Here is a 19,901-nt window from a genome sequence, read left to right as displayed (position 1 = left end):
GTTCGGGGACGCCGTACCGGGGTGCGCCGGAGACGTCCTACGGAGGCGGTTCGGGCGCGCCGTACGGCAGCGCGCCGGGATCGCCGTACGGCGGTGCTCCCGGGACGTCGTACGGAGGCTCGTACCGGCCGACCGAGGCGAGCCCGACGTACGGCGGGCAGCCGTACCGACCCGACGACAGCCCGTATGGCGGGGAGCCCGCACCGACACCGCGCAGGCGCGGTCGAGGACCGCTGATCGCGGTACTGGCCGTCGTGCTGCTGGTGGTGGCTGTCGGCGGTGCGTTCTGGCTCCTCCGCGGGCAGGACGATTCAGCACCGGCAGCCGCACCGAGCGGATCGACCGTCCCTGGTGAGCCCAGCGCGGACTCGAACGCGGACGTGGAAGCCCCGGCACCGAGCGCCGCCGCGCCGGAGTCGTCGGCCGATCCCCGGTTCGTCAAGGTCGGCCAGTGCATCCGCAATGACGGCGTGCCCGGCGGCAAGCCCAAGCTGCTGATCAGCGGCTGCGCCCCGAAGTCGTACGAGGTGCTGAGTCGGATCGACGGCGCGACCAGCGGCGAACGCGACGCCAAGGCCAAGTGCGAGAAGGTCGAGGGTTACACCGACTGGTTCTCCTTCGACAGCGAGCTGGACACTCTCGACTTCGTCCTCTGCCTCAAGCAGCGCTGAGACCACCCACCCTTGGGGATGACATGACGACCTACGGACCAGCGGGTTCCGGTCAGCCGGACGACCCGTACCAACGCCCGCCCACCGGGCCCGACGGCCCGCCACCGGTCGAGCAGACCCTGCCTCAGTGGGGTGCCCCGCCGCCCGACGATGATCCGACCCGCCAGCAGTGGGGGCCGCCGCCGACCGGCGCTGAGCCGCCGACCGTACCGATGTGGGCACCGCCGCCCACCTCGGGCCCGGGTTACCCGCCGCCCGGGCCGTTCCCGCCGGCAGGGCCGATGCCGCCGGCCGGGCCGTTCCCGCCAGCCGGGCCGACGTCGGGTCAGCCGCCCGCGCCGTGGGGTCAGTCGCCTCCTGGCGGCTACGGGATGCCGCCCGTCGCGCCGGTGAAGAAGACCGGCGGCAAGGTCGCGCTCATCATCACGCTGGTGGTGCTACTCGTGCTCTGCCCATGCCTCGGCCTGGCCGGTTGGGCGGTCTGGAAGGTCGCCGACGCCAGCGGTGACGCCGCGGGTACGTCGTCGACGAGCGCGCCGGTCGTTCCGCCCGCCCTGCCCAGCGACGCACCGAGGTCGGCCGCGCCGACTCCGGATGAGGAGTTCGCCCGGGGAGACTGCGTGGTGAACGACGGCACTGAGGACGACGCGGAGCTGCGCAAGGTGTCGTGCGGCCCGAACACCTACCAGGTGCTGTTGCGGATTCCGGCGACGACCGACGCGGACCGGTGCGACACGCTCGCGCCGCAGGCAACCGCGAACTACGTGCACGACAACTCGGTCGACCTGTTCGACTACGTGCTCTGTCTGAAGAAGCGGTAGCTCCGATTGCCAAAACTAGGGCTGTCTAGCGTGGACACTAGACAGCCCTAGTTTTCTGTCGACGGCCTCGACACGCCAGTAGCCCCATCTACCCATCTCTAGCCTCGCAGCTAGACGGCCCGATACTCTGCGATGCGTGGATCCGGTCCGCAACCCGTACGCGCCGGGCGCCGGCCAGCGTCCGCCCGAACTCGCCGGGCGGGGGCGGGAGCTGGACGTCTTCGACATCGTGCTCGAGCGCATCGCACGAGGCCGACCCGAACGCAGCCTGATGCTCACCGGGCTACGCGGAGTCGGCAAGACGGTCCTGCTCAACACTCTCCGGTCGCAAGCGATCAACCGCCTCTGGGGCAGCGGCAAGATCGAGGCACGGCCGGACCAGTCGTTGCGTCGCCCGGTCGCCGCCGCGCTGCACATGGCGGTCCGGGAGCTCGCTCCCCGACACCGCGCGCCCGATCGGATCGACGCGTTCCTCGGCGTCCTCAAGGCGTTCGCCCAACGGTCCACCCCGACCGGCCGGGCCGGTGCCGCCCCAAAGCTGCGCGACCGGTGGCAGCCCGGCATCGACGTGCCGGCGGCCAGCGGCCGGGCCGACTCCGGCGACATCGAGATCGACCTGGTCGAGCTGTTCAGCGACGCCGCCGCCGTGGCCAGCGACGTAGGCACCGGCATTGCCATCTTCATCGACGAGATGCAGGATCTCGGCCCGGAGGACGTGTCGGCGCTCTGCGCCGCCTGCCATGAGCTGTCCCAGCTCGGTGCGCCGCTTATCGTCGTCGGCGCCGGCCTGCCGCACCTGCCGGCGGTACTCAGCGCCGCCAAGTCGTACTCCGAACGGTTGTTCCGCTACCAGCGCATCGACCGGCTCGACCGGATCGCCGCCGACCAGGCACTCTGCGCGCCCGCCGAACGCGAAGAGGTCGAGTACGAGCAGAAGGCACTCGACCTGCTCTACGAGAAGTCCGGCGGCTATCCCTACTTCGTCCAGGCGTACGGCAAGGCGACCTGGGATCACGCGCCGCGCTCGCCGATCACTGCCGCCGACGTTCGGGTTGCCGCGCCCGAGGCGGAAGCCGAACTGGCGGTCGGGTTCTTCGGTTCCCGGTTCGAACGAGCCACCCCCGCCGAACGCGAGTACATGCGGGCGATGGCCACGATGTCCGTGGTCGACGGCGAGTCCGGAGCGGTGGTCCGCGACGACATGGATGCCGCGGTGCCCACCGCGGAGATCGCCCGGGCCCTCGGCCGCAAACCCGCCAGCCTCTCCCCAGCCCGGGACGCGCTGATCAAGAAGGGGCTGATCTACTCCGGTGAGCGGGGCACTGTCGCCTTCACAGTTCCGCACTTCGGCCGGTACCTGCGCACCCAGCCGGCCTGACCGGCACTATCGGCGCAGTCAGACCTTGGACCAGGGCGCCGGAAAGAGCACCTCGCCGCGGGGCGGCGGACCCTCCTCACTGGTGGACGGCGGCAGCACCAGCGCCTGCCAGGGCTCACCGAGACCGGCCCACGGGCCGGTCAGGCCCAGCTCGGTCGCAGGGCCGAAGCCGAACCGGCGGTAAAAGGCCGGGTCACCGAGGACCACGACCAACCGCTCGTCCAGCTCGGTGGACGCGTCCAGGGCGGCCTGCACGACCGCCGTGCCGTGCCCGACGCGCTGTCGGTGCGGCGCGACCGCCACCGGGCCGAGGGCCAGGGTGGGCACGTCCGAGCCCCGCTCCGGCCGCACCCGCACCCGGGTGAGCAGCGCGTACCCGACCACCTCGCCGCCGTACTCGGCGATCATGGCCAACTCTGGCAACCAGGCGGCGGTGCCGCGCAACTCCTCGACCAGGCTCACCTCTGGCGGCGTCGCCACGTCCGGGCGGGCGAAAGCGGCGGCCAGCACGCGGCGTACCGGGCCGGCGTCGGCCGGGTCCTCGGGTCGTAGTCGCAGCGTGGTCACCCGCGCGACGTTACCCGCCACGGCCGGTCCATCCGTGACGGTCGCTCGAATCGGCGTGGCGCAGGTACACGACCACCGATCCGGATCCGGCTGTTGCCGGGGTAGCAAACGCCGCGACGGGGTATGACTGATCCATGACGCCCGTACGCTCCCTCGCCCGTGCCATGTTGAGCGGCATCTTCGTGGTCAGCGGATACCGCAACTTCCGTTCCCCGCAGCGGCTCGCCCAGAAGGCCGCGCCGGTGACCGAACGGGTGGCGCCGCTGCTGCAGAAGGTGCACCCCAGCTTCCCCACCGGGACCGAGCAGCTGATCCGGATCAACTCCGCGGTGCAGCTCGGCGCCGGGCTGATGCTCGCCACCGGGCGACTGACCCGGCCCGCCGCGCTGGTCCTCGCCGGCACGCTGGTGCCGACGACCATTGCCGGACATGCCTTCTGGAACGACGACGACCCGGCCACGCGCGACGCGAACAAGGTCAATTTCCTGAAGAACGTCGGTCTCCTCGGCGGTCTGCTGCTCGCCGCGGCCGACACCGAGGGCAAGCCAGGTCTGCGCTGGCGAACCGGCCACCGCATCGGCCACTCTCGACGTTCCATGGAGCGCGCCGTCCGGACGGCCAAGCGGGAGGCCCGGATCGCCGTCCGGTCCGCCGCCACCGCACGCCGACTCCCGGGCTGACCTGCGTCGATCCGTCTCTGCGCCGCCCCCACCCCCGCTAAGGCCGCGAATTACCTGAACCACCCGGTAGGCGTTAACGCGGTGGAAATGTCAAAAACATGTGTGGGATCGGACACGGTCGCATAACGCGGGAGGCACTGACGTGAGGCGCCGCTCTAGGCTCCGTGCAGGACCTGGACGGGTAGGACGACCTTGGTATGGGGGTGGCCACGCCATGCCGACGGCTGTCGGTAGACGGGCGGACCGCCTCGCCCTGATACAACGCGTAACGCGTGGGATCGATCGCAGGAACGTTGTACGGGGTGCCATCGTGGTCGCCGTCGTCTACGCCGCATGGCTCGCCATCGGCGCCTTCGGGCGGCCGTACAACTTCTTCGACATGAAGATCTACCACGGTGCCGTGGTGTGGTGGGCGAGCGGTCACGAGCTCTACGAGTTCATCGCGCCCGGGACCACGCTCGGTTTCACCTACCCGCCGTTCGCCGGGCTGGTCATGCTGCCGATGGCGCAGCTCCCGATCGGCGCGGCCGGCATGGTCAACGCTGCCGCCAGCATCGCCGCGTTGGCTCTGGTGCTCGCCGGGCTGCTCCGCCCCATCGTGGACCGGCTGGCGTGGCCACTGTGGTTCACGGTGGCCGTGGCGGTGCCACTCGCGATCGCCATCGAGCCAGGTCGGGAGACGCTCGGCTACGGCCAGGTCAACATCCTGCTGTTCGCGCTGATCATGGCTGACCTGATCGGCCTGCGCTGGCGCTCCCGCCGAGGCACCCACTACGCCGCGACGGACGGCCCCCTGCTGCGCTTCGTCTACGGCGGAGCCTGGGCCGGCGCCGGCATCGGCCTGGCCACCGCCGTCAAGCTCACCCCGGCACTGTTCATCGCCTACCTGCTGATCACCCGCCAGTGGCGGGTGGCGGCCACTGCCATCGGCACCACGATCGGCGTGACGGTGGCGAGCTTCGCGATCGTCGGCGACGAGTCACGGGCGTACTTCGGCAGCGTGCTCTGGCAGACCGAGCGGGTCGGCGCGGCCGACATGACACCCAACCAGTCGCTCGCCGGCCTGCTCGCCCGGCTGTACGACTCGATCGAGACGCCCGGGCTGCTCTGGCTCGCCTTCTCGGTGCTGATCCTGGCGCTGGGCCTGTCCCGGGCGGCCAGTTCCCGCGCCGATGGCGACGAGCTGACCGCGTTCACGCTGGTCGGTCTGACCGCGAACGTGATCAGCCCGATCTCCTGGACGCACCACCTGGTCTGGGTGATCCCGGCGATCATCGTGCTGGGCGACGCCGCGGTGCGCCGCCGAGAGGCGAGCCGGGGGGTGCCGCAGCGCACCGGCCAGGGCTCGATGTCTGGCGGGCTGCCCGGGGTCAACGGGCTCCGCCCGCCGATCTGGTACCCCACGCTGACCGGGCTCCGCCACGGCGTCGCCGCGGTCGGGCTCTACCTGTTGTTCCTGATCTCCCCGATCTGGCCGTACGAGCACCAACTGCCGGAGATGTCGCACTACCAGGACGGTCTCTTCGGAGCGCTGATGGAGAACTCTCTCGCGGTCGCCCTGATCGTTCTGGTCGCCGCACTGCCCTGGCGCCCCGGTGCGGAGCCGGCGTTCTACGGTGACCGGCTCGCCAGGGCCGTGGTGTTCAACGGCCGCCGTTGAGCACGGTCAGGGGCAGTTGACCCATTCCTCGGTGCCATCGGTGAAGACCTGCCGCTTCCAGATCGGCAGTCGCGCCTTGACCTCGTCGACCAGGCGGGCACAGGCCGCGAAGGCCGCCGCCCGGTGGGCGGTGCTGACCGCGGCGACCAGCGCCACGTCACCGATCGCCAGTGGGCCGACCCGGTGCGAGACCGCCACCGCGTAGACGTCGGGCTCGGCGGCGATCTCGGCGGCCACCTCGCGCAGCACCTGCGCGGCGCTCGGGTGTCCTTCGTACTCCAGGCTCGTGACCTGGCGGCCGTGGTCGTGGTCGCGGACCACGCCCTGGAAGGAGACCACCGCGCCGGCCCGGTGGTCGGCGACCGCCGCCTCGTGCGTGGCGAGGTCGAGCGGCTGATCAGTGATCTCGCCGAAGGTGATCGCCGGTGCGGTCATGACGCACGCTCCCCGGGTAGCAACGGCAGCGGCACGATCGGCACCCGGTCGCCCGGCTCGCCGCTGGTGCCCGGCCGGATGACGGCGAACCCGTCGGCACCGGCCAGCCCGCGCAGCATCGCCGAGCCGACGTGCCGCACCGGCGACGCGGTGCCGGCGGCCCGGTCGAGCCGGACCAGTGCCAGGTGGGTGTGGTCACCGCGACCGGGCACCGCCTCGGCCAACGTGGCCTGCGGCAGCACCGGCATCGAGCGGCCCTGTAGGCCGGCGAGCAGCGGGGCGACCAGCGACACCAGCGCGACGATGGCGGACTGTGGGTTGCCCGGCAGCCCGGCCACGAACCGGACCCGCCCGTCGTGGCCGGACAGCCGGGCCAGCAGCATCGGGAAGCCCGGGCGGACCGCCACGGTGTTGACCACGTAGTCGGCGCCGAGCGCCTCCAGGGTCGGGTGCAGATGGTCGACCGGGCCGTTCATCGTGCCGCCGGTGGTGCACACCAGGTCGGCGTGGGCCAGCGCCGAGCGCAGGGCCGCCACGTGCGCGGGCAGCGTGTCAGCCACCGGACCGACCACGTCGGATGGGCGGACCTGGCAGCCGTACCGCCGTAGCCACGCCGGCACCGCGGGGCCCAGCGCGTCCCGGACCCGACCGGCCGCGGGCGGGCCCGTGGTCAGCAACTCGTCGCCGAAGACCAGCAGCGCGGCGCGCGGCGCCCGCCGGACCCGCAGCGTGTCGTGCCCGCAGGAGGCCGCCAAGCCGATCACCGCCGGGTCCACCGGCGTGCCGACCGGCAACAGTTCCTCATCGGCGTACGCCTCCTCGCCGGGCTGCCGCCACTCCGGCGTCTCCCGGGGAGTGCCGCTGACCAGGCCATCGGTAGTCGTGGACTCCTCCACGCGCAGCACGGCGGTGGCGCCCTCGGGCACCATGGCTCCGGTCGCGATCTCGACGGTCGTGTCGTCCTCGGTGAGCGGCGCGGGGGTGTTGCCCGCCAGCACCCGGCCGACGACGCGCCACGGGCCACCGCCGCGCACCGCCCAGCCATCCACGCTGGAGGTCGGGAAGGCGGGCAGGTCGGTGCGGGTGGTCAGCGGCTCAGCCAGGGTCGACCCGTCAGTGTCGACCAATGGTCGGGCAACGACAGGCAGCGCGGCGGCGAGACCGACCGCGTAGACCCGTGACCGTGCTTCCTCCCACCCGGCTGGCGGCGGGGGTGCGGCGACCCGATCCGCGGCGGGTGCGGTTTCCGTGCTCACCGACCGAGCCTATCGGCACGGACCGACACCCGCCCGGGCCTGCCGTGGACGGGTCAGTGGTCTCCGCCGCGAAGTTGATCGACGGTGTGCCCGAGGATCGGCCCGAGCACGGCCAAGCCGTCCCGGGCGCCGCCGGTCGAGCCGGGCAGGTTGACCACCAGCATCCGACCGGCGACCCCGGCCAGGCCCCGGGACAGCACCGAGGTGGGCACCCGGTCCCGACTGTGCGCGCGGATCGCCTCGGCGATGCCGGGGATCTCGTAATCCAGCAGACCCCGGGTCACGTCCGGTGTCCGATCCGACGGGGTCACCCCGGTGCCCCCGCTGGTCAGCACCACGTCGACACCGTCAGCGCGGGCGGCCTGCAAGGCAGCGCCGACCGGCTCACCGTCGGGCACCACCACCGGCTCGTCGACCTGGCACCCCAGCTCACGCAGGCCGGCGACGAGCAGCGGCCCGCTGGTGTCGGCGTAGACACCGGCGGCGGCCCGATTGGACGCGACGATCACCCGGGCCCGGATCACGGCCGATCCTCCGGCCGGACCCACTCGCCGGTCTTGCCGCCCTCCTTGCGCAGCACCCGGACCGCCTCCACCGAGGCCGCCGGGTCGACGGCCTTGACCATGTCGATCAGAGCGAGACCGGCGACGGCAACCGCCGTGAGTGCCTCCATCTCCACCCCCGTACGGTCCGCCGTGCGGGCGGTAGCCGTGATCTCCACGGTGTCGGCGGTCAACCGCAGGTCGACGGTGACGCCGTGCAGGGCGATCGGGTGGCACAGCGGGATCAGGTCCGGAGTGCGCTTGGCCCCCATGATCCCGGCCAACCGACCCACAGCCAGGGCGTCACCCTTGGGCAGCCCGTCGCGGTGCAGCAGGTCGATGACCTCGGGCGTGGTCCGCAAACGGCCGGCCGCGACGGCCAGTCGGCCCGTCACCGCCTTGGCGGAGACATCGACCATGCGGGCCGCGCCAGCGCGGTCGACGTGGCTGAGCTGCGGGGGTTCGGTCACGGTCGTGAGCCTATCGGTGCGGTACGACGGTGCTCGGAAGGAGCGGCGCCGCGCTGCCCGCCGCGCCGGGTGCTGACGACGCGCCGGCCGGACGCCGCTCCTTCCTCACCCACCCGCCGCCGAGGTCGCTGGGGGGACCTGGCAGCGGGCGCGTGTCGACGACCCGGTTCTGCCCAGGGGCAGAACCTCCCCCGTTCGTCGATACGGCCGAAAAGTTACCGGGCCCGGCGATAAGAAATCGATAAGCGCCGGCAGGCTGGTCAGTGCCCCGCGTCCACGGCCCTGTCATCCAGCTCGGCGAGGCGACGCTCGGCCTCGAAGCGCTCCGGCACGCCCATCCTCCGGAAGATCGCCAACGCCCGCTCCCAGTGCCGCCGGGCCTCCGCCGCGTCGACGCGGGCGAAGTGCTCGGCGAGACCGGCCAGAGCGCGCCCCTGCTCGTGCGGGTGTGAGATCCGAGTCGCCAACCGCAACGCCTCCTGGTGCATCTCGGCCGCCTCGCCGCCTCGCCCCTGTGCCACGAGGGTGCGCCCGAGCTCGTTCAGCGCAGCCGCCTCGACGTGTCGTTCCCCCGAGCCGATCGACAGCTTCCGGGCCACCTCGTGTTGCTGCTCGGCCTCGACCAGACGGCCAAGACCGCGATAGGCGATCCCGAGGTCGTTGCGCACCTCGGCCTCGGCATACCGGTGGCCGGTGCGGTCACGCAGAGCCAACGAGGCCATGAGGATTCGGATCGCCTGGGGGTAATCGCCCATGCGGACGCGCACGGCACCGATGTGGCTGAGTGCGTTGAGCGTATGGAACTTGTCGGAGTTCGTCCGGGCCCACGCCAGGTGCAGGCGGTGTAGCCGCAAGGCTTCCTCGTAGCGCCCCAGGGCCGTCAGCGCCAAGCCAAGATTCGGCAGCAGGATGGACCCCCCGGCGTTCCCGTACACCTTGTGATCTCGCAGACACTCAAGGCCAAGCTTCACCGACTCAGTCAGGTGACCGCTCCACCAGTAGACAGCGGCGAGGTTGGCGCGATACCGCGCAGCGTTCAGCACGTCCCGGGAGTTGCGGGAGAGATCTACGGAACGCGTCAGGTGGTCGAGCGCCCCCCGCTTGTCACCGGTGCGTACGTAGGCGGAGGCCAGGTAGTTGTTCATCAACGCCAGCGCATCGATGTCGCCGGCCGCCTCCGCCGCCACCAGCCCATGGCGGTGGGTCAGGATGATGTCCTCGAAGTATCCGCGGATGTAACAGAAGCGCCAGAGGGCACGAGCCAGTTGCCAGGAGTGCCGGTGAAAGCCTGACTCCTGTGCGAACAACACCATCGTCACCAGCTCCGTCCGCTCAGTCTCCAACCAGTCGACGTTCGGTTCCCCGAGGGCTTCGACCAGCTCGGGACGTCCGGAGGAGAGGTGAGTGACCTGGGATCTGATGACGCCGGGCTCCAGCAGATCGGCAACCCTGAGGGCTGCCTCCAGCGCGAAGTCGAACAGCTGGGTCAGCCCGAGCCTCCGATCGTTCGGGGAGTCGGTGCGAACGCACAGCTCGACTGAGTACTGGCGCATGAGGTCGTGCAGCCGGTATCGCGTGGAGTCCAGGTCCTCCAGCAGGTTTCGGTCGACGAGGTCATCGAGCGCCGCGTGAGCTTCCGCCACCGTCAGGCCGGTCAGTGCGGCGACGGCCGGCGGGCTGAGCCGGTTGCCGGGATACAGGCCCAGGAACCGGAAGACTCGCCTGATCGGCTCCGGCAGGGGCTGATAGGAGGCGGCGAAGGCGCCGGCGACCGTGCTCTCCTCCTGTGCCAGGTGGTGCAACGCCGGTGTGCCATCTCCCATCTGCTCGGCGAGGTCCGCCAACCGCCAACTGCGCCGATGGGCCAGCCTCGCGCCGGCCAGCCGAATCGCCAAGGGTAGGTGACCGCACCGCCGGACCACCTCGGCGGCCGCCTCCGGCTCAGCGTCGACCCGAGCCCGCCCAACGGTCAGTGCGAGAAGGTCCACACCCTCCTCGGGGCTCATCACCGGCAGTGTCTGCGACGGCGAGACGTCCGGGTGAGAGAGTCGTCGCCTCGACGTCACCAACACGACGGCGGTCGGCTCGGTCGGCAGGAGGGGCAGGATCTGTTCGCTGCTCGCGGCGTTGTCGAGGACGATCACCGACCTCCGGCGGCCCAGTTCTCGTCGCCACAACTCCACCTTGGCGTCGAACTCGACCGGAACTTGATCGGCTGGCACCTCAAGCTGACGAAGCAGGGTGACCAGGGCGCTCGCTGGCTCCACCCGATTCTTCTCGCCATGCCCACACAGGTCGATGAACAGTGCGGCGTCCGGATACCGGGCGGACACCTGACGCGCCAGGTGCACGGCGAGGGCCGTTTTGCCGCTGCCCGCCATGCCGTCGATCATGTGCACGGCCGGGACTCGTTCCTCGACTCGCCGAGTCTCCGCCAGTAGCCGCGCCAACACGTCTTCCCGCCCGACGAAGTCGGCGACCGCCCGGGGAAGATGATCGACCGGCTTGATCTGACCCGCCTGTTCGATGGCCGCGTCACCCGCCACGCCGGGCATAACCACCCCGGGGCGTCCTGGCCGGTTTCCCGGCCTGGAGACCTCGGGGGGCACCGGGCTCGGGGCGGCAATCCTGTGATGCAGCTCTTCGATGGTGACCCCGGGGCCTACTCCCAACTCAGTGATCAGCCGTGTCCGGATCTCGTCGTACGCGATGAGCGCGCCCGCGTGATCGCCGCGCTCGTAGAGAGCCCGTATGAGAAGGACGTATGCCGGCTCCCGGAGAGGGTGACGAACGATGACCTCCCGCAGAAGCGGGATCGCCAGGTCGTCCCGCCCCGATCTCAGCTGTGTGTCGGCGAGGAGTTCCACGGCCAGCAGACGCTCCTCCTCGGCGGCCACCGCGCGGGCGCTGAGCACGCGTCCCAGCGGTATGCCGGCGAGCATCGGTCCCTGCCACCGAGCCACGGCTCGGCCCAGCAGCTCCCGAGCTCGGTCCAGGTGGCCGGCCGTCAGGGCTTCCCGGCCGGCGCTCCGCTCCAACTGAAAGCACGAAACATCGATCAGCTCAGGCCGCACGTCGAGTCGATAGCCGTTGCGCTGGCGCACGATAACCCCTCGCCCGGCCGGGAAAGTCTCGAAAGTCCGGCGCAGATTTGCCGCATAGGTCCGCACATTAGCTACGGCCGATCGCGGTGGGCGATCGGCCCATAGCTCATCGACGAAGTCGTCCACTGTCACCAGTCGACACGGCTGAACTGCGAGCATCGCGAAGATCGCCTGCTGTTTGGGCGTTCCGAGGCGCAACGTGCGGGTAGACAGTTGCACCGAAAGGCCACCCAGAACCCGAATCTCCACCCGTCCCTGCTCCAGCCGTCGCGAGTATTCAGACGCTCACACAACGAAGTCCGCAGTCCACCTTCGGCAACTTACCGCTCGTGCGGCGAAGCGACGGTCGTGGACCGTCCTCAGAATCTCGCGGGAAGGATCCCGGTTGCCCACCCACGACCGGCAGCATGTCGGCAGCAAGTTGCATCACCGCCTGCCACGACACCGCTGTCGACGTGGTCGCCGCCGTCACCCGGACGAAGGCGCAAAGACTTTCAACGCCCGTGCATGCATCAGCCGTGCCAAATTTGCCCAATCCGCCGCTACGCCGAGCCAAACTCCGGGTGAGGCAACCGACAGAGAGCCGCCAGACTCAGGGAATAACACGTTCATAACCTGAGCAGATACCGTCCGAGTTATGAGCCTCGCTTCGAATCCAACGCCGGCGAGTCTCGACCGCACTCCGTTTAGCAGTGATGGACAGAACGTGATAAATCTACTCTAGCTTGACTAATGTTGCGCATACCGACATTTAATTCTTCTAAGCTGCCCTTCTACCTCTTAAGCTGCCTTTCGTTAGGAAGACCTCCCCTTGCGGGAAGGTCATCGAATGGCACGGCAGCAGAGAGGGGCGTTGCGATGCGCGGCAGCGAGTGGGACTGACCAGTTGGCAGGGGACGTGCGCGACTCCCGCACGTTAGGCTACGAGCACGGCGGAGGCAGTCCTTCGGGGGTGGTGTGACCCTTCCTCAGCGACGAGAGACTGAGACCGATCAGCGGCTACGGCTGCTCGTCGGTCTCGTCGTCGTTGTAGCGGCTGTCATCACGGCCACCTCGTTACCGGTCGCAGTGCGCTCTGCGATGACCGCTACGCCGAACGAGGCCGCGGTCCTCGTCGTGCTCACCGTGACGATCGCTCTGGGAACTCTGGTCAAAGCGAGGGTGCGGATCCGATCCACCACCCACTCGATCAGTTGGACCGAAACTGCGATCATCATCGGTCTCGCCATCGCTCCGGCCCCCATGGTGGTGCTCTGCACCGCGGTGGGCATCGCGTCCACCTCGCGCCGCCAGCCGCCGATCAAGCTGGCCTTCAGCGTGGGAAAGAACGTCATCGTGGCCTGGGGTGCCGGCGTCGCGCTGGCAACGACCAGCTGGACCTGGCCGCCCGAGAGCCCCGTCGCCCTGATCGTGCCGTTGGCGCTGGCTTACATGGTCGCTGCCCTTCTGGACGACATCCTGGCCATCCCGGTCATCGCGCTGGCGTCCAGGACCAAGATCTCGAAACAGTTCCGAAGCAACCTCGACCTCCGGCTCGCCGGCTTCGCCGTACGGTTCATCGTGGCGGCCTGCACGCTGCTGATCCTCGACGCGAACCTCAAACTCCTGTTGGCCGTTCCGCCACTCGTGCTCAGCCTGCACCTGGCCTACTCCACGCGAATCCGTTCCAGGACGGAACAGCAGGCGTGGCAGCGGCTGGCCCGCACCACCGACGCGCTCAACGTGGTCGACCTGGACAAGGTCCTCACCACCGCCGTCACCCAGGCTGCCGAGTTGTTCTCCGCCGACGAGGTCGAGATCGAGCTGCGCGACGGTGACCGCACCGTGCGCGGCGGCACCGGCGGCATCACCTTCGACGGCCCGACCGGTACGCCCACCGAGGTGGACGGCACCATCGTCCCCGCCCCGCTGGAAGGCCACGACCGGTCCGTCGACGTCGGCGTGCTGCGACTGCGTTTCCGCGGCCCGGTGCAGCTCTCCGAGCGGGAGCAGTACACCCTGCGCACCTTCGCCTCCGCGCTCTGCACAGCCGTCCGCAACGCCCAGGCGTACGCCGAGTTGGCCCGGGTGGCCGACGAGCACGCGTACGCCGCCACGCACGACGCGCTGACCGGCCTGGCCAACCGGCGGCACCTCCTCGACCAGGGCACCGAGCAGCTGAGCGCCCGACACGCGGACGGAGTGACCGCGCTGGTACTCATCGACCTCAACCACTTCAAGGAGGTCAACGACACGCTCGGGCACGCCGCCGGCGACCAGGTGCTGGTGCAGGTGGCCGACCGGTTGCGGGTCGCCGCCCAGGCGAATGACCTGGTGGCCCGCCTCGGCGGCGATGAGTTCGCCGTACTCCTGCGCGGGCTGCCGGCCCCGGCAGTGGCCGCACACCGGGCCGAGACGCTGCTCGCCGCTCTGCATGAGCCGTTCGAGCTGGACGGCATGCGAATCAGCGTCGAGGCCAGCGGAGGGATCTCGGTCGCCCCGCCGAGCGGTGGCATGGCCGAGCTGCTGCGCCGCGCCGACGTTGCCATGTACCAGGCCAAACGGGCCGGGCAGAGGATCTCCACGTACGCCCCGACCCGGGACACCGCCGACCTGGGCCGCCTCACCCTCGGTGGCGAACTGCCACGGGCGGTCGCCGACCACGAGTTCATCGTCAACTTCCAACCGATCGTCGACCTGGGCACCGGCGAGGTGACCAGCGCGGAGGCGCTGGCCCGCTGGCACCACCCCACCCACGGGCTGATCGACCCCCTGCGCTTCCTGGAGGCGGTGGAGCGTTCGGGCCTGCTCCCGGCCTTCGCCGAAGCGATCCTCGACCAGGCGCTGATCGCGGCGGCCAATTGGCGCGACGCCGGCTTCGACGTACCGGTCGCGGTCAACGTGTCCCCGCGCAGCCTGCTCGACGCGCGGTTCCCGGGCTCGGTGCTGGCCCGCCTGCGCGCCCACGACCTGCCACCGGACCGACTGGTGCTGGAGCTGACCGAGACACTGACGCTCAGCCAGCTCGACGTGGTCGACCGGGTGCTCAGCCGTCTACGCGACGAGGGTGTCCGATTGGCGTTGGACGACTTCGGCACCGGCTACTCCTCCCTCTCCCTGCTCTCCCGGATCCCGGTGCACGAGCTGAAGATCGACCGGAGTTTCGTGACGACGATGGAGAGCTCGGCGGAGGCCGCCGCTGTCATCCGCTCCACCCTCGACCTGGGCCGCAGCCTCGACCTGGATGTGGTGGCCGAGGGGGTGGAGAGCGAGCCGCAGCGACGGGCACTCTGGGAATTGGGCTGCGTCGCCGGCCAGGGGCACCTGTTCGCCCGGCCGATGCCGTCCGGCACCCTGCTCGCGGCGATGCAGCGCGGTTCGGGCGGCCGGCCTGGTGCCCTGGCTGCGCCGCTGCACGACGCTGGCGCGGTGATCCGGTTGAACCAGAACCGCCGTCAGGCCGGTCGCGCCCGCCCCGACCGCCTCCCGCACCTCCCCGCCTGACCGAGCACCGGCCCGGTGCGAAAGCAGGCCGATCTGCCAGACTGGCGGCCGTGATCGCCGCCGACCCGACTGCCCGCCGCCGTCGCTGGCACTGGCGGAAGCTCGACGCTGCCGCTGGCGGGCTCGCTCTCGACCTCGGCCTCTACGCGGTCTCGGCCATCTTCGCCGCGATCACCGCGGTCACATCGACCCTGCTGCCGCACCGGGCCTGGGGCGCGGTCGCCGCCGTCGGCTACCTGGTCGCGACGCTGGCGGTGATCGCCCAACTCCTGCTGCGCCGACGCTCCCCGACCTCCCGGTTGATCGGTCTGCCAGCCCGGTGGGCGGTCACCGGTCTCGCCTGGGCGGGCACCGCACTGCTGCCCCTGCTCTGGCAGAGCATCGAGCGGGCCAGCGGGCGCACCGACCGGGCCCAGGAGGAGGTGTTGGTCGTGGAGCAGGCCGGCACCCGCCTCCTGGAGCACGGCACGCCGTACCTCGGACCCGACGCGATAGCCGCGCTACCCCCCGCTGAGCAACTGCTCGGCTACACCCCGTACCAGCCGGGCATGGCGATTTTCGGCCTGCCCAGAGCGCTCGCGGACACCTGGTGGACCGACTCCCGGGTCTGGTTCGCGGTGGGCACCGCGCTCGCGCTCGCCCTGGCCGTGGCCGCCCTGCGCAGAACACCGGCCACCGCCGGTCAGGCCACCCCCACCGATACGGGTCACCGGCAGGACGCCGCGCTGCTGCGAGGCGTACAGGCCGCCACCGTACTGCCCATCTGCGCACTCACCCTCGCCACCGGCGGCGACGACCTGCCCGTACTCGCGCTCTGTCTGCTGGCCCTCGCGCTCGCCGCCGCCGACCGACCCGGCCGGGCCGGCCTCGCGGTCGGGCTGGCCGGCGCGCTGAAGCTGTTCGCCTGGCCGGTCGCCCTGGTCCTGATCGTCTGGGGCCTGACCCGGCGCGCCGGCACGCGAGTCGCCGTCGGCGCGATCGGCCTGCCCGTCGCGGCCCTGCTGCCGGCGATGCTGGTCGACCGCGACGCGCTGACCGAGAACGTGCTGCGCTTCCCCCTCGGCCACGGCCTGGTCACCAGCCCCGCGCAGTCCCCGTTCCCCGGCTACCTGATTGCCACCGCGCTGCCCGCCGGCCGGCTGATCGCCGCCGCACTGCTGGTCGCGGCCGGCGTGGCCATCGCCGTCCGGCTCGTCCGCCGCCCGCCCCGCACGGCTGTCGCCACCGCGCTGATCTGCGGGTACGGGCTACTCGTCGCGATCGCCCTGATGCCCTCGACCCGCTTCGGCTACCTGCTGTACCCGTTGGCCCTGCTCACCTGGGCGCCCGCCCTGCACCGCCCGGTCGACGCGCCGACCGCCCTGGTTGCCGACGACCTGTCCGGTCGGACCACTTCGGCGTAACTGCCGGGCGGAACGGCGCGCCAGGGCGTAGACCTGAAGGCATGACGACGTACCGCGACCGGGCCGAGGCGGGCCGGATGCTCTCCGAACGGCTCACCGCACTGATCGGCGAACCGGACGTCGTCGTCCTCGGCCTGGTCCGTGGCGGCGTGCCGGTCGCCCGGGTCGTCGCCGAACGGCTCGGCGCGCCACTGGACGTGCTGGTCGTCCGCAAGCTCGGCATGCCATGGGCCCGGGAGGTCGCCTTCGGCGCGCTCGGCCCAGGCGGTGTCCAGGTGCTCAACGACGCCGTGGCCAGCCGACTCAGCAGCGACGACATCGCCGAGGTCAGCCACCGGGAGCAGGCCGAGCTGGAACGCCGGGAACGCCTCTACCGGGGCGGTCGCCCCCAGCTGAACCTCACCGGGCGGACGGCGGTGATCGTCGACGACGGCCTGGCCACCGGCGCGACCGCCCGCGTCGCCGTGGAGGTCGTTCGCCACCTCGGGGCACGCCGGGTCGTGGTCGCGGTCCCGGTCGGCGCGCAGGAGGCGTACGAACTGCTCGCAGCCGAGGCGGACCAGGTCATCTGTGCGCAGCGTCCACCGGACTTCGGCGCGGTGAGCGTCTACTACGAGGATTTCCACGAGGTGTCCGACGAAGAAGTCACCGAGGCGCTCACAGCAACTGCTTAGGTCGACCGGGTACCGTCGGGAGATGAGCCTCACCTGTCCCAAGTGTCACGGAGAAATGCGCCAGTACGAGCGCAGCGGCGTCGTCATCGACCAGTGCGGGGAGTGCCGAGGCATCTTCCTGGACCGCGGCGAACTGGAGAAGCTGTTCGAGGCGGAGGCCAACTGGAGCCGCCAACAGGCCGGCGGTGCGCCACCGCCGCCCGCCCAGCAGCCGGCCGGCTACCCGCCGCAGCCGCCGCAGCCCGGTTACGGTGCCGTCCCGCCGCCGCCCCCGCCGGCACACGGCTACCCCCCGGCGCCGGCCTATGGCCACCAGCAGCAGCAACACCACGGCTACCACGGGCACTACCGGCAGAAGAAGCGCAAGGGCTTCCTCGACGACATGTTCGGCTAAGCCGAGACCGGCATCCCGCCCGGGCCGATCCACGCGTCGGCCCGGGCGCATGATCTACACCGTCGATGGTTGGCGGGTGGCACTGGTCGCACTGGCCAGCCCCGTCGACGGCCCCGCCGACGTCGACGACGTGAGCTACTGGCGTGACTTCCCCGTCAGCGATGAGAAGTCCACCCGGCACGCCTGGTGTGCGCCGCTCGGCCGCCGCCTTCGACCGTCCGACCGGGATCGTCCGGCTCTGGCGGGAGACCGCTCCGGCGGCGGTCCGCGCCGCCGCGTCAGCCGACCCCGAGGGGTACGTGACCACGCAGGGGCATGTGCTGCGCGTACCGGATTTCCTCGCCACCCTGACCACCGAGGCCGTCGTCCATCACCTCGACCTGACACCGGAACTGCCCGACGCGCCGCCGCCCGACCCACTGGCGGTACGGGTCGCGGTGGCCACCATGGACGGCCTGCTCAGCGACGACACGGTACGCCCCACTGGCTGGGACGACCATGAGTTCCTTCTGAAGGCCACCGGCCGACTCCCGCTCACCGGCCGTTACGGCCGGTCGATCTGCGACTGGGCCGCTAAGAGGATGACAGCGGTCCCGGCCAGTGCGGCAAACCACCCTCGATCTGCGCCGTCGACAGGTGAAACCCGAGACCTCTCAGCCGATTGCCATGTCCACGAATCGCGAGAGATGCAACTGCGCAGCGACGGTCACGGTGTCAGTTGGCCCATTTCGATGCTTGGCAACAATGAAATCCGCCTCGCCCGCCCGCGGCGACTCTTTGTCGTAGTAGTCGTCGCGGTGCAGAAGGATGACAACGTCGGCATCTTGCTCGATTGATCCTGATTCACGCAAATCGGACAGCTGTGGGCGCTTGTCGGTGCGCTGCTCGGGGCCACGGTTCAGCTGACTGACCGCGATGACCGGGCACTCGACCTCCTTGGCCAACAGCTTCAGGCCACGGGAAAGGTCCGCGACCTCCTGCTGTCGACTCTCGGTGCGCTTCGGTGAGGTCATCAGCTGCAGATAGTCGACCACGATCATTTTGAGGTCGTGCCGCTGCTTGAGCCGCCGAGCTTTGGCCCGGATCTCCATCAGGTTCATGCTCGGCGTGTCGTCGACGAAGAGCGGTGCCTCGCTGATCTCGCCCATGCACCTGGCCAGCTTGGTCCAGTCGTCGTCGGAGAGCTGCCCGCTGCGCAGCACGTGCAGCGGCACCCGCGCCTCGGCGGAGAGCAGTCGCATGACGATCTCGACCTTGCTCATTTCCAGCGAGAAGATGGCGGCTGCCTGATTAGCGCGAATAGCAGCATTTCGGGCAAAATCCATACTTGCGGTCGATTTGCCCAAACCGGGCCTGCCGGCCACGATGATCAATTGCCCGGCGTGCAGGCCGTTGAGCAGGCGGTCCAGGTCGCTGAAGCCGGTCGGTACGCCGGTCATCATGCCGCCGGACGCCCCCACCGCCTCGATCTCGTCCAGCGTCGGCTGCAACATGTCGGCCAGGATCGCGAAATCCTCGCTGACCCGGCGTTCGGTGACGTCGTAGACGGCCTGCTGGGCGAGGTCCACGACGTCGTCGACGTCGCGGCTGCCGCCGCTGGCGGTGCCGTAGCCCAACTGCACGATCTTGGTGCCGGCCTCGACCAACCGGCGCAGCACCGCCCGTTCGCTGACGATCCGCGCGTAGTAGGCCGCGTTCGCGGCGGTGGGCACGCTCGCGATGAGGGTGTGCAGGTAGGGCGCACCGCCGATGCGGACCAGGTCGCCGGAGTCGGCGAGCGCCGCCGCGACCGTGATCGAGTCGGCCGGCTCACCCCGGCCGTAGATGTCCAGGATGATGTCGAAGATGGTGGCGTGCACCGGCCGGTAGAAGTCGTTGGTCTTGAGGATCTCGACGACGTCGGCGATGGCGTCCTTGGAGAGCAGCATTCCGCCGATGACGCACTGCTCGGCGGCAACATCCTGGGGCGGGGTCTTGTCGAACTGGCCGTCCCGCTGCGCGGGTGACTGGCCGCCGCCGGAGCGTGGCTCTGCCCGCATGTCGTCGGTGACCGACACGGGTCCCCCCTCCACTGCGCCGGATCCGATCCCAGCTCTACCGCTGGGGTACGACACTTCCGTCCGACCGGGCCGGTCGATCGGGGGCCATCGCCGGCGGTCGAGGGCCAACCATACGGACCCCGAGGTCAGAGACTCAACAACGCCGGTGGACGAGCCTCGGGACAACCTGTGGATGTCGGGGGACAGCATGTGCGCAGCGTGTGCACAGGCTGTGGATAACCATTGGGGAATTCTTGGCCGCATGCCCTTGACCTGCGGAAACATACTCCCCAGCCTGTGGAGGAGAATATTTCGGTCGGGCCT

The 19,901-nt window shown here is 70.4% G+C and carries 16 protein-coding genes and 2 pseudogenes; 10 read left to right on the top strand and 8 right to left on the bottom strand.

The genetic code is table 11. The annotated features are described in order from the left end of the window. Window positions 1–203: 203 nt before the first annotated feature. The 3 genes and pseudogenes from ABZT18_RS25330 to ABZT18_RS25320 form a co-directional block, all read left to right on the top strand. Window positions 204–671: pseudogene (locus ABZT18_RS25330) on the top strand (flagellar basal body protein FliL); the annotation flags it as partial. A gap of 371 nt (window positions 672–1,042) precedes the next feature. Continuing rightward, window positions 1,043–1,492 carry a hypothetical protein gene (locus ABZT18_RS25325; protein ID WP_354993134.1) on the top strand — a complete coding sequence of 150 codons (450 nt, stop codon included), beginning with the start codon at window positions 1,043–1,045 and terminating at the stop codon, window positions 1,490–1,492. Window positions 1,493–1,628: 136 nt separating this feature from the next. After that, window positions 1,629–2,870, top strand: a complete 1,242-nt coding sequence (locus ABZT18_RS25320; RefSeq protein WP_354993031.1) for an ATP-binding protein — start codon at window positions 1,629–1,631, stop codon at window positions 2,868–2,870. An 18-nt stretch (window positions 2,871–2,888) separates the two neighbouring features. Here the strand turns inward: ABZT18_RS25320 and ABZT18_RS25315 are convergent, their stop codons facing one another. Then, a complete protein-coding gene (locus tag ABZT18_RS25315) occupies window positions 2,889–3,437 on the bottom strand; it encodes an N-acetyltransferase (protein WP_354993030.1) in 549 nt (182 codons plus the stop codon). A gap of 134 nt (window positions 3,438–3,571) precedes the next feature. On the opposite strand from ABZT18_RS25315, the gene ABZT18_RS25310 reads away from it, so the two are divergent. Both ABZT18_RS25310 and ABZT18_RS25305 read left to right on the top strand, forming a co-directional pair. Beyond that, entirely contained in the window at window positions 3,572–4,117 is a 546-nt protein-coding gene (locus ABZT18_RS25310) for a DoxX family protein (RefSeq protein ID WP_354993029.1), read from the top strand. 214 nt (window positions 4,118–4,331) lie between these two features. Beyond that, complete coding sequence (locus ABZT18_RS25305) at window positions 4,332–5,777, top strand: glycosyltransferase 87 family protein (RefSeq protein WP_354993028.1); 1,446 nt, start codon at window positions 4,332–4,334, stop codon at window positions 5,775–5,777. Window positions 5,778–5,783: 6 nt separating this feature from the next. Here the strand turns inward: ABZT18_RS25305 and ABZT18_RS25300 are convergent, their stop codons facing one another. The 5 genes from ABZT18_RS25300 to ABZT18_RS25280 form a co-directional block, all read right to left on the bottom strand. Further along, window positions 5,784–6,212 (bottom strand): molybdenum cofactor biosynthesis protein MoaE, encoded by a 429-nt coding sequence (locus ABZT18_RS25300; RefSeq protein WP_354993027.1) that lies wholly within the window; start codon window positions 6,210–6,212, stop codon window positions 5,784–5,786. Next, window positions 6,209–7,468, bottom strand: coding sequence for a molybdopterin molybdotransferase MoeA (locus ABZT18_RS25295; RefSeq protein WP_354993026.1), 1,260 nt, complete (start codon window positions 7,466–7,468; stop codon window positions 6,209–6,211). Before ABZT18_RS25295 ends, ABZT18_RS25300 begins: the two co-directional genes overlap by 4 nt. Window positions 7,469–7,521: 53 nt before the next feature. Continuing rightward, on the bottom strand, window positions 7,522–7,992 hold the full coding sequence (locus ABZT18_RS25290; RefSeq protein WP_354993025.1) for a MogA/MoaB family molybdenum cofactor biosynthesis protein: 471 nt from the start codon (window positions 7,990–7,992) through the stop codon (window positions 7,522–7,524). Next, window positions 7,989–8,480, bottom strand: a complete 492-nt coding sequence (moaC, locus tag ABZT18_RS25285) for a cyclic pyranopterin monophosphate synthase MoaC (protein ID WP_354993024.1) — start codon at window positions 8,478–8,480, stop codon at window positions 7,989–7,991. Before moaC ends, ABZT18_RS25290 begins: the two co-directional genes overlap by 4 nt. A gap of 260 nt (window positions 8,481–8,740) precedes the next feature. After that, complete coding sequence (locus tag ABZT18_RS25280) at window positions 8,741–11,584, bottom strand: BTAD domain-containing putative transcriptional regulator (RefSeq protein WP_354993023.1); 2,844 nt, start codon at window positions 11,582–11,584, stop codon at window positions 8,741–8,743. A 1,080-nt stretch (window positions 11,585–12,664) separates the two neighbouring features. Between ABZT18_RS25280 and ABZT18_RS25275 the strand changes: the two genes are divergently transcribed. The 5 genes and pseudogenes from ABZT18_RS25275 to ABZT18_RS25255 form a co-directional block, all read left to right on the top strand. After that, on the top strand, window positions 12,665–15,067 hold the full coding sequence (locus ABZT18_RS25275) for a bifunctional diguanylate cyclase/phosphodiesterase (RefSeq protein WP_354993022.1): 2,403 nt from the start codon (window positions 12,665–12,667) through the stop codon (window positions 15,065–15,067). 50 nt (window positions 15,068–15,117) lie between these two features. Next, entirely contained in the window at window positions 15,118–16,470 is a 1,353-nt protein-coding gene (locus ABZT18_RS25270) for a glycosyltransferase family 87 protein (protein ID WP_354993021.1), read from the top strand. A gap of 41 nt (window positions 16,471–16,511) precedes the next feature. Continuing rightward, window positions 16,512–17,144 (top strand): phosphoribosyltransferase family protein, encoded by a 633-nt coding sequence (locus ABZT18_RS25265; protein WP_354993020.1) that lies wholly within the window; start codon window positions 16,512–16,514, stop codon window positions 17,142–17,144. 22 nt (window positions 17,145–17,166) lie between these two features. Continuing rightward, window positions 17,167–17,538 (top strand): zf-TFIIB domain-containing protein, encoded by a 372-nt coding sequence (locus tag ABZT18_RS25260; protein ID WP_354993019.1) that lies wholly within the window; start codon window positions 17,167–17,169, stop codon window positions 17,536–17,538. A gap of 161 nt (window positions 17,539–17,699) precedes the next feature. Next, window positions 17,700–17,861, top strand: a pseudogene (locus ABZT18_RS25255) (hypothetical protein); the annotation flags it as partial. Here the strand turns inward: ABZT18_RS25255 and ABZT18_RS25250 are convergent. Together ABZT18_RS25250 and dnaB are read right to left on the bottom strand one after the other, a co-directional pair. Further along, complete coding sequence (locus tag ABZT18_RS25250) at window positions 17,817–18,038, bottom strand: hypothetical protein (RefSeq protein ID WP_354993141.1); 222 nt, start codon at window positions 18,036–18,038, stop codon at window positions 17,817–17,819. The pseudogene ABZT18_RS25255 and the gene ABZT18_RS25250 sit on opposite strands and share 45 nt — an antisense overlap. Window positions 18,039–18,191: 153 nt before the next feature. After that, on the bottom strand, window positions 18,192–19,595 hold the full coding sequence (gene dnaB, locus ABZT18_RS25245; protein WP_354993018.1) for a replicative DNA helicase: 1,404 nt from the start codon (window positions 19,593–19,595) through the stop codon (window positions 18,192–18,194). Window positions 19,596–19,901 lie beyond the last annotated feature (306 nt).

The sequence above is a fragment of the Micromonospora sp. NPDC005291 genome (assembly GCF_040607415.1).
In the GTDB taxonomy this organism is placed as follows: Bacteria; Actinomycetota; Actinomycetes; order Mycobacteriales; family Micromonosporaceae; genus Micromonospora.
Note: the sequence above shows the minus strand (reverse complement) of the source record. Positions and strands in the feature narration are given on the sequence as shown.